This window comes from Microcystis sp. LEGE 00066 (assembly GCF_015207925.1).
GTDB lineage: Bacteria > Cyanobacteriota > Cyanobacteriia > Cyanobacteriales > Microcystaceae > Microcystis > Microcystis ichthyoblabe_A.
In genome coordinates, this window is the sequence record NZ_JADEVX010000185.1 from 1 (window position 1) to 8,076 (window position 8,076).

At 43.4% G+C, this 8,076-nt stretch carries 8 protein-coding genes; 5 read left to right on the forward strand and 3 right to left on the reverse strand.

The window, feature by feature from the left end; translation table 11 throughout:
* Window positions 1-265: 265 nt before the first annotated feature.
* Together IQ224_RS19370 and IQ224_RS19375 are read right to left on the reverse strand one after the other, a co-directional pair.
* Window positions 266-592 carry a DUF86 domain-containing protein gene (locus IQ224_RS19370; RefSeq protein ID WP_008206501.1) on the reverse strand — a complete coding sequence of 109 codons (327 nt, stop codon included), beginning with the start codon at window positions 590-592 and terminating at the stop codon, window positions 266-268.
* Window positions 582-869, reverse strand: a complete 288-nt coding sequence (locus tag IQ224_RS19375; RefSeq protein WP_002746198.1) for a nucleotidyltransferase family protein — start codon at window positions 867-869, stop codon at window positions 582-584. Before IQ224_RS19375 ends, IQ224_RS19370 begins: the two co-directional genes overlap by 11 nt.
* Before the next feature lie 405 nt (window positions 870-1,274).
* Here IQ224_RS19375 and petC point away from each other — a divergent pair, with 405 nt between their 5' ends.
* The 4 genes from petC (at window position 1,275) to IQ224_RS19395 (ending at window position 5,927) form a co-directional block, all read left to right on the forward strand.
* Window positions 1,275-1,814 (forward strand): cytochrome b6-f complex iron-sulfur subunit, encoded by a 540-nt coding sequence (gene petC / locus IQ224_RS19380; RefSeq protein WP_002737937.1) that lies wholly within the window; start codon window positions 1,275-1,277, stop codon window positions 1,812-1,814.
* Between the two features lie 43 nt (window positions 1,815-1,857).
* A complete protein-coding gene (petA, locus tag IQ224_RS19385) occupies window positions 1,858-2,844 on the forward strand; it encodes a cytochrome f (RefSeq protein ID WP_194033368.1) in 987 nt (328 codons plus the stop codon).
* 126 nt (window positions 2,845-2,970) lie between these two features.
* Window positions 2,971-4,032, forward strand: a complete 1,062-nt coding sequence (locus IQ224_RS19390; RefSeq protein ID WP_194033369.1) for a mannose-1-phosphate guanylyltransferase — start codon at window positions 2,971-2,973, stop codon at window positions 4,030-4,032.
* Window positions 4,033-4,277: 245 nt separating this feature from the next.
* Window positions 4,278-5,927, forward strand: coding sequence for an AarF/ABC1/UbiB kinase family protein (locus tag IQ224_RS19395; RefSeq protein ID WP_194033370.1), 1,650 nt, complete (start codon window positions 4,278-4,280; stop codon window positions 5,925-5,927).
* 12 nt (window positions 5,928-5,939) lie between these two features.
* Here IQ224_RS19395 and IQ224_RS19400 read toward each other — a convergent pair whose 3' ends face one another.
* Window positions 5,940-6,347 (reverse strand): hypothetical protein, encoded by a 408-nt coding sequence (locus IQ224_RS19400; RefSeq protein WP_024969066.1) that lies wholly within the window; start codon window positions 6,345-6,347, stop codon window positions 5,940-5,942.
* Between the two features lie 180 nt (window positions 6,348-6,527).
* Between IQ224_RS19400 and argJ the strand changes: the two genes are divergently transcribed.
* Window positions 6,528-7,769: a bifunctional ornithine acetyltransferase/N-acetylglutamate synthase gene (gene argJ / locus IQ224_RS19405; protein ID WP_002746206.1), complete on the forward strand. Its 1,242-nt coding sequence runs from the start codon at window positions 6,528-6,530 to the stop codon at window positions 7,767-7,769.
* Window positions 7,770-8,076 lie beyond the last annotated feature (307 nt).

Below are 8,076 nucleotides of genomic sequence, written 5' to 3' on the forward strand. Positions count from 1 at the left end.
TATCAGCCAGACTTGGAAACTATCTCATCAAATTAGTCCCCCCATAGAACCTCCTTGAGCCATCTTGCACACTTTTCTCTTTTTGTCAAATTTTATGTTAAGAAAGATGTGACTAATGGATAGCTTAAAAAGGGGGGAAATGTCTAAGGATTCTAGTTGTTGGTTTATCCAAGCGGTTGCCATTTTTTCATCGGTTTCTATCGCTTTTTCTACTCTTATTTTGGCAATTTCTAAGAGTTGTTTAGATTTTGCTTTTAAAGCACTCTTAGAGTAAAGGTGCGATCGCTTTTAAAAGTTCTGTTAATTTATTTTCAACTATGTCCCATACCACATCCAAATCAAGCTGATCGTATTTATGAACAATGACATCTCGCATTCCAGCCATTTCTCGCCAAGGAATTTCTGGATGTTGTTGACGGAAGATTACAGAAAGACGTTTAGTCGCTTCACCAATAATGGTAATTTGGTAGAGGATGGCAGACAATTTTTCATCATTGTTTTCCAATTCTGATTTACCGATACCATCGGTATAGCGCAAAATACGTCTAATAGAATTTACAATGTCGATTAGAGATTCTTGATCACGAGGCATATATAATCTGTGCTGATTGTAAAATGTTTTTACATCTTAGCCAGTTATCACTCCGTTTGAGTGCTGCTTTCACAATTAAATCTACTTTTCGATCGAAAATTGCTTGCAGTTCATCGCGCATTTGTAGGGTTTCAGTTAAACCTCGTTTAGCAGTTGGGGAAAAGGTAATTAAAATATCAATATCGCTATCTGAACGGAAATCTTCGCGTAAAACTGAACCAAATAATGCCAATTCGGTGACTTGCCACTTTTGACAAAATGCTTTAATTTGTTCCATTGGTAGATTTATTTTTGTGTTCATCAGATTAGGTTTACTCCCAAGCTTTCTAGTTGTTGGTTTATCCAAGCGGTTGCCGTTTTTTCATCGGTTTCTATCGCTTTTTCTACTCCTATTAACTTAAGTTAAAGGTATATGGGGACTTAACTTTTCCATTGGATCGAATTTTTTAAGATTCTTTCGATGTTCGCGGTTTCTCATCTCGCTTTTGCCGAGATGAGAAACCGCGATCGCATTTGGCGCAGCTTTACCGTGGCAATTGTCTGTGACTCAATATCTGTAATAATCTAATAAAGCCCTTGTAAACCTTCTTTAAGCTCTGGGTTTTCGTCTTGATCGAGATGCACAAAATCGCCCTTAGATGAGAATTAGTTTACAAAAATTTACATTTGGAGATAAGGAGCAATGAGTCAAGTTTCCGGTACAGATGTTCCCGATTTGGGTCGTCGTCAATTTATGAACCTGTTGACCTTTGGTACAATTACCGGAGTAGCAGCGGGGGCTTTGTATCCGATTGTTAAGTATTTTATTCCCCCCTCGGCCGGTGGTACGGGTGGCGGTGTCACCGCTAAAGATGCCCTAGGCAATGATGTGATTGTCAGTCAATTTCTGGGAAGCCATAACCCTGGCGATCGCACCTTAGCCCAAGGTTTAAAAGGGGACCCCACCTATTTAGTCGTCCAAGAGGACAAAACCCTGGCCAACTATGGAATTAACGCCGTCTGCACCCACTTAGGTTGTGTGGTGCCTTGGAATGCCAGCGAAGAAAAATTCATGTGTCCTTGCCACGGTTCCCAGTACAATGCCGAAGGAAAAGTAGTTCGCGGTCCAGCGCCTCTATCCTTAGCCCTCGCCCATGCCAACGTCACCGATAATGATAAAGTCGTCTTCTCCACTTGGACGGAAACCGACTTCCGCACCGGTGAAGAACCCTGGTGGTCCTAGATTATTCAATGTGACGAGATTTGGAATTATTCAACCGATAGAGATGAGAACATTCAACTTTTTAAGCTTCCCGCAAGTCCACAGACAGGCCCTAGTGAAAGCTGTCCTCGTGGCGATCGCTACCGTTTCCCTACTCCTAACCAGCGATGTCATTAACCCCCAATCTGCCCAAGCATATCCTTTTTGGGCGCAACAAACCGCCCCGGAAACCCCCAGAGAAGCAACCGGTCGGATTGTCTGCGCGAACTGCCATTTAGCCCAAAAACCCGCCGAAATTGAAATCCCTCACTCGGTATTACCCGATAGCGTCTTTGAAGCAGTAGTAAAAATCCCCTACGATCCCGCCAGTCAACAGGTGTTAGGAGACGGATCCAAGGGAGGTTTAAACGTCGGTGCAGTCTTAATGCTACCGGATGGTTTTAAAATCGCGCCCCCCGATCGCATTCCCGAAGAAATGCAGGAAAAACTCGGTGGAGTCTATTTCCAATCCTACAAAGAAGGTCAAGATAACGTGGTTATCGTCGGCCCCTTACCCGGGGATCAATACAAAGAAATCGTTTTCCCCGTCCTGGCCCCCGATCCTAGCCAAAATAAAGGTATTCACTTCGGTAAATATGCTGTGCATTTAGGGGCCAATCGCGGTCGCGGTCAAGTGTACCCCACCGGTGAACCTAGCAATAATAACGCCTTTAAAGCCTCTGCTACGGGTACAATTAGCCAGATCAGCAAAACCGAAGCCGGTGGTTATGAAGTGACCATCGCTTCCCAAGCTGGCCCCGTGGTGGAAAATATTCCCCCAGGTCCTGAGTTAATCGTCTCGGAAGGTCAAGCGATCGAAGTGGGACAATTTTTAACCAGTAACCCCAATGTCGGCGGTTTTGGTCAAAAAGAGACGGAAGTTGTCCTACAAAATCCCGGCCGGATCAAAGGATTAGTTTTATTCCTCGGTGGTATTATGCTATGCCAAATCCTCTTAGTTATTAAGAAAAAACAAGTGGAAACAGTACAAGCGGCCGAAATGAATTTCTAATCGCAATATTTCGGTTATTTTTGCTAGAAAGCGGGTTATTTGCCCGCTTTTTAGCTTTGGGTCAGGAAAACCCTCGCTGTCGTCTGATACAATCGGTTCAGCTTAACCGATAAGTGTCAATTTTTTATGAATCAGTCGCTTGTTCCAGTCATTCTCGCCGGGGGTAAAGGGGAACGTTTTTGGCCCCTCAGTCGTCTAGCGCGTCCGAAACAGTTCCTCTGTCTTGATGGTAGTGGTCGCAGTCTTTTACAAGCAACGGCCGATCGTCTATTATCTTTAGCAGCAGGTTGGGAAAATCTCTGGGTAATTACCGCTAGTGCGATCGCTGATGGAGTCCGCGAACAACTGCCCGATTTACCGGAGAGTAACCTATTAGTGGAACCGGTGGGCAAGGATACGGCCCCGGCTGTGACTTGGGCCACTTTAGAAGTGATCAAACGTTATGGTAAAGAAGTGGCGATCGGTTTTTTTCCTGCCGATCATTATATTGGTGATCAAGAGGCTTATATTAACACTTTAAAAGCGGCCGTAGAAGTGGCCGTCAGCCAAAAAGCGATCGTTACTTTAGGGATTAAACCCGATTATCCCTCCACCGGTTACGGTTATATCGAACAGGGAGAAAATCAGGGCGAATTTAATGGTTTACCCGTCTATAAAGTGAATCGTTTTACGGAAAAACCCGATCGCACCACGGCCGAAAAATTCCTAGAAACGGGACTTTTTAGCTGGAATAGCGGAATGTTTATCTTTCAGGGACAAGTGGTTTTAGAGGAGCTAAAAACCCATGCTAATAATATTTTACAACCTCTGAGCGATCGGGGCATCGCTGCCTATGAGGATTTAGAGAAAAAAAGTATCGATTATGCTTTGATGGAAAAAACTCAACTCGCTTACGTTTTACCCGCTAATTTCGGTTGGGATGATCTAGGAGATTGGAATTCTCTGGAAAGATTACTAGAAGCAAAGGGCAAAAATATTGAACTGGCCAATCATGTCAGTTTGGATACGGAAGGCTCTATTATCTATGCTAGTGATGAGGAGGAAGTGATCGTTACTATTGGTTTAAAAGATCTGGTAATTGTTCGCGACGGGAAAGCGACTCTCGTTGTCCACAAAGATCGTACCCAAGATATTAAACAGGTTCTCAAACAATTACAAACCGATCCCAAATTAGAGAAATTGTTATAGGATCGATATTAGTTACCAGCTTTTTCAGTAATCAGTGATCAGTAAACAGTAACCAGTGAAAAGACAGTAGGAAACTTCTATTTAATACTGCTAACTTAAAACTCAAATCTGATAACTGATAACTGATAACTGATAACTGATAACTGATAACTGATAACTGATAACTGATAACTGATAACTGATAACTGATAACTGATAACTGATAACTGATAACTGATAACTGATAACTGATAACTGATAATACCGTGTTCTCACTCCCCCAAACCAGTCAAAGACAAAAAGAAATCCTTGAGATAGTTCTCGGCAACGGTTGGGACTATATGCGCGGGGTTTTAACCCTAGGAAAAACAGAAAATCCCCAGATTCCTACCCCAGAAGTTCTCAAAAAAATCCTCGTGGAATTGGGGCCTTTTTATGTCAAATTGGGACAGTTACTTAGTACCCGTCCCGATCTGCTCCCTGCTAATTATATCGAGGCTTTAACTGCCCTACAAGCGCAAGTTCCTCCCGTTGCTTGGACAGATATAGAAATAGTCATCACCGAACAGTTAGCAAAACCGATCGAACAGGTATTTAAGTATATTAATCCCCAACCGATCGCCGCAGGCTCGATCGGGCAAATTCATCGGGCAACTTTATTATCTGGGGAGGAAGTAGCGATTAAAGTCTTGCGTCCGGGGATCGAAAAAATTGTCGCCCAAGATAGTGCCTTAATTAAGGGAATTGCTGATTTAGTTGCCCTAACAGAATTTGGTCAAAGTTATGACGTTGTTGACTTAGCAGAGGAGTTTATTAAAGCAGTTAATGCGGAATTAGATTTCACCCAAGAAGGTCATTATACTGACCAATTACGCTATAATTTAACCCAGAGTCGTTGGTCAGAACCCAAACAGTTAGTTATTCCTAAAATTTATTGGCACTTAACTAATTCCAGGCTATTAGTGTTAGAATGGTTAGAAGGAAAACAAATTTTAGAGGCTGATGTTTCTAGACCGCCAACTGAGCAAGCAATTTCCCAAAGAAAAAGCGAAATAACGAGGATTTTGTTTCGGTCATTTTTTCAACAAATTTATATTGATGGCTTTTTTCATGCCGATCCTCATCCGGGTAATATTTTCTATCTTGACGATGGTAGAGTAGCTTTAATTGACTGTGGCATGGTGGGCAGATTAGACCCGCAAACTCAACAAATTTTAACAGAATTGTTATTAGCAATTGTTGACTTAGATGCCAAAAGATGCAGTCAACTAACTATTAAACTATCCGAGTCAGTAGTCCCGATTACTTTAGTACAATTAGAGGTGGATTATGAGCGGATGTTGCGAAAATATTATAACCTCAATTTAAATCAAATTAACTTTAGTGAGGTAGTTTATGAACTTTTGCAAATTGCCCGTCGCAATAGAATTAAACTTCCGGGTAATTTAGGTTTATTCGCCAAAAGTCTCGCTAATTTAGAAGGAACTGCCCGAAAATTTAATCCTGATATTAATATCCTAGAAGAAGTCAAACCGCTATTAACTAATATTCTTGAACAACAGTTAATCGGTAGCACTCCCCTACAAACTGCCCTAAGAACAGTTTTAGACTTGAAATCTTTTTCCCTGAAATCTCCCCGTCAAATCGAAGTTTTACTAGATAGTTTAACCTCAGAAACTTTAAATGTTAATCTAAAAATTCGGGAATTAGATAATCTCCGTCGCAGTTTAGATAATTCCGCCAATCGACTAGCTTTTAGTGTGATTATTGGTTCCTTAATTATCGGGGCTGCTATTGTTACGGCCAGCACCCAATCTCGGCAATTAACTATTATTAGTACCGTATTATTTGCTACAGCTAGTTTTATCGGTTTATGGTTAGTTGTCGGTATCCTGCGATCGGGAAGATTGCGCTAGAAATTATCGCCATTAAATTAAGATTTGTTGTTGTAAAAATTTCGCCCACCGACTAGCCAATTCAACTTCAGTAAAGGGAATTTTTTCAGGCGATCGCTCCTTAAAAATAAATTCTAGAAAAGGGGAACCCTGCGGGGGAAGAGCATCTAAATCCACCACTTGATTATTAACTAACAGACGGATTTCTTTTACCTCCTCTAGGGAAAAAGTTTGTAAATTAATCACTCCCTTACGAGTTGGTTTTCCCCAAGTGATAATTTTATCTTTTTGACCTAAGACAGAATATATATCATACTTAGCTCGATCGAAGTTTTCCGCCCATTGTCGATAGATTTCCACTTTTTGGTATTCATTCCAACCACTCCAAGCCAACCAAATAAACAGAATTAATAAAGGTGTCCACAATAACCCGCGTTCCATAAACTATCGCCCCAAAATCCTAGTCAATTAATCATATTTTAGGCTAATTTGCAGCCCAGAATTATCAGCCGTCGGCCTTTTTTCCCCACTTCCCAACCCGAAACGGTCAAACCCTTTGCTAATTTTTGGCTTTTTACTTGCTATAATCGAGTGTCGAATTTGAGTAGGAGACGGGAGAAAATGGCCGATTGGCAGGAAATAGAGGGGGGGATCACGGCCCCAAAAGGATTTAAATCCGCAGGGATGGCCGCGGGGCTAAAACCGTCCGGTTTGCCCGATTTAGCCCTAATTGTCTCGGAAACAGAAGCGATCGCCGCAGGAGTCTTTACCACCAGTCAAGTGCGGGCCGCTTGCGTCGATTATTGCCGTCAACGCCTCCAAACTAAAGCCAGCGCCAGGGCGATTTTGTGTAATGCTGGCCAAGCAAACGCCGCCACGGGGGAAGCTGGATGGCAAGACGCTCTCGATAGTGCCGCCGCCTTGAGCCAAGTTTTAGGGATTCCCGCCGATGCAATTTTGCTGGCTTCTACAGGGGTCATCGGGCAACGGATTCGCATGGATGCGTTAACCGCCGCTTTACCGACCTTAGCGGGTTTATTGTCGGAAAATGGCGGCGAAAGCACGTCCCGGGCGATTATGACCACGGATCTAGTCCCCAAATCGATCGCCTTGCAAACCACCATCGATGGTCGTCCGGTCACAATTGGGGGAATTGCCAAGGGATCGGGGATGATTCACCCGAATATGGCGACGATGCTCTCCTTTATTACCTGTGATGCTGCAGTATCGACGGTTCTCTGGCAAAATATGTTAAGTCGGGCGGCTAATAAAAGTTTTAATCAGATTACGGTGGATGGGGACACCAGTACCAATGACAGTCTGATCGCCTTGGCTAACGGTCAATCGCGCACCACAGCGATCACAGAAATGGGCCGGGATGCCCAAAAGTTAGAGGCCATGTTAACGGAAGTTTGTCAATACTTGGCTAAAGCGATCGCCCGGGATGGGGAAGGAGCCACCTGTTTAATAGAAGTGCGGGTTTCGGGGGCGGCCGATGATCAGTCCGCTCGTCAGATTGCTCGCACCATTGCCGGTTCTTCCTTGGTAAAATCGGCGGTTTTCGGTCGGGATCCCAACTGGGGACGAATTGCGGCGGCCGCGGGCCGGGCCGGGATAGTCTTTCATCAAGAAGACCTGCAAATTAAGTTAGGCGACTTCGTGATGATGGAAAATGGTCAACCTCTGGCGTTCGATCGAGCTAGTGCCAGTAATTACCTGAAAGCGGCAGCAAGCGGGGCTTATTTACGAGAAGATACCGTTTTAATGTCTATCTGTATCGGTAACGGTTCAGGAACAGGTACGGCCTGGGGTTGCGATCTTAGTTACGATTACGTCAAAATTAACGCCGAGTACACCACTTAAAGCGATCGATTCTCTAAACAGGCTCTCTTGTCCTTGCTGGATTGTATCCCAACAGCTTGATCAAAGGTTGACGTTAGGCTCTAGTCTATACCGACAATCTCGATGATCGATCCTGTTGATTACACAGCAGCCAAGAGAGCCGATTACCCGATTAACAGACAAACTTTAATGGTTGGATTGTAAGTAGCTGGTTATAATTAAATTAAAAATGGATTTTAGGTTCGATCCCCCCTGCCCCCCTTGATAAGCTATCCATTAGTCACATCTTTCTTAACATAAAATTTGACAAAAAGAGAAAAGTGTGCAA

Excerpts from the sequence above, each read along its gene's own strand:
- IQ224_RS19370 (WP_008206501.1), bottom strand. The coding sequence starts at position 592 with ATGCCTCGTGATCAAGAATCTCTAATCGACATTGTAAATTCTATTAGA.
- IQ224_RS19375 (WP_002746198.1), bottom strand. The coding sequence starts at position 869 with ATGGAACAAATTAAAGCATTTTGTCAAAAGTGGCAAGTCACCGAATTG.
- petC (WP_002737937.1), top strand. The coding sequence starts at position 1,275 with ATGAGTCAAGTTTCCGGTACAGATGTTCCCGATTTGGGTCGTCGTCAA.
- petA (WP_194033368.1), top strand. The coding sequence starts at position 1,858 with ATGAGAACATTCAACTTTTTAAGCTTCCCGCAAGTCCACAGACAGGCC.
- IQ224_RS19390 (WP_194033369.1), top strand. The coding sequence starts at position 2,971 with ATGAATCAGTCGCTTGTTCCAGTCATTCTCGCCGGGGGTAAAGGGGAA.
- IQ224_RS19400 (WP_024969066.1), bottom strand. The coding sequence starts at position 6,347 with ATGGAACGCGGGTTATTGTGGACACCTTTATTAATTCTGTTTATTTGG.
- argJ (WP_002746206.1), top strand. The coding sequence starts at position 6,528 with ATGGCCGATTGGCAGGAAATAGAGGGGGGGATCACGGCCCCAAAAGGA.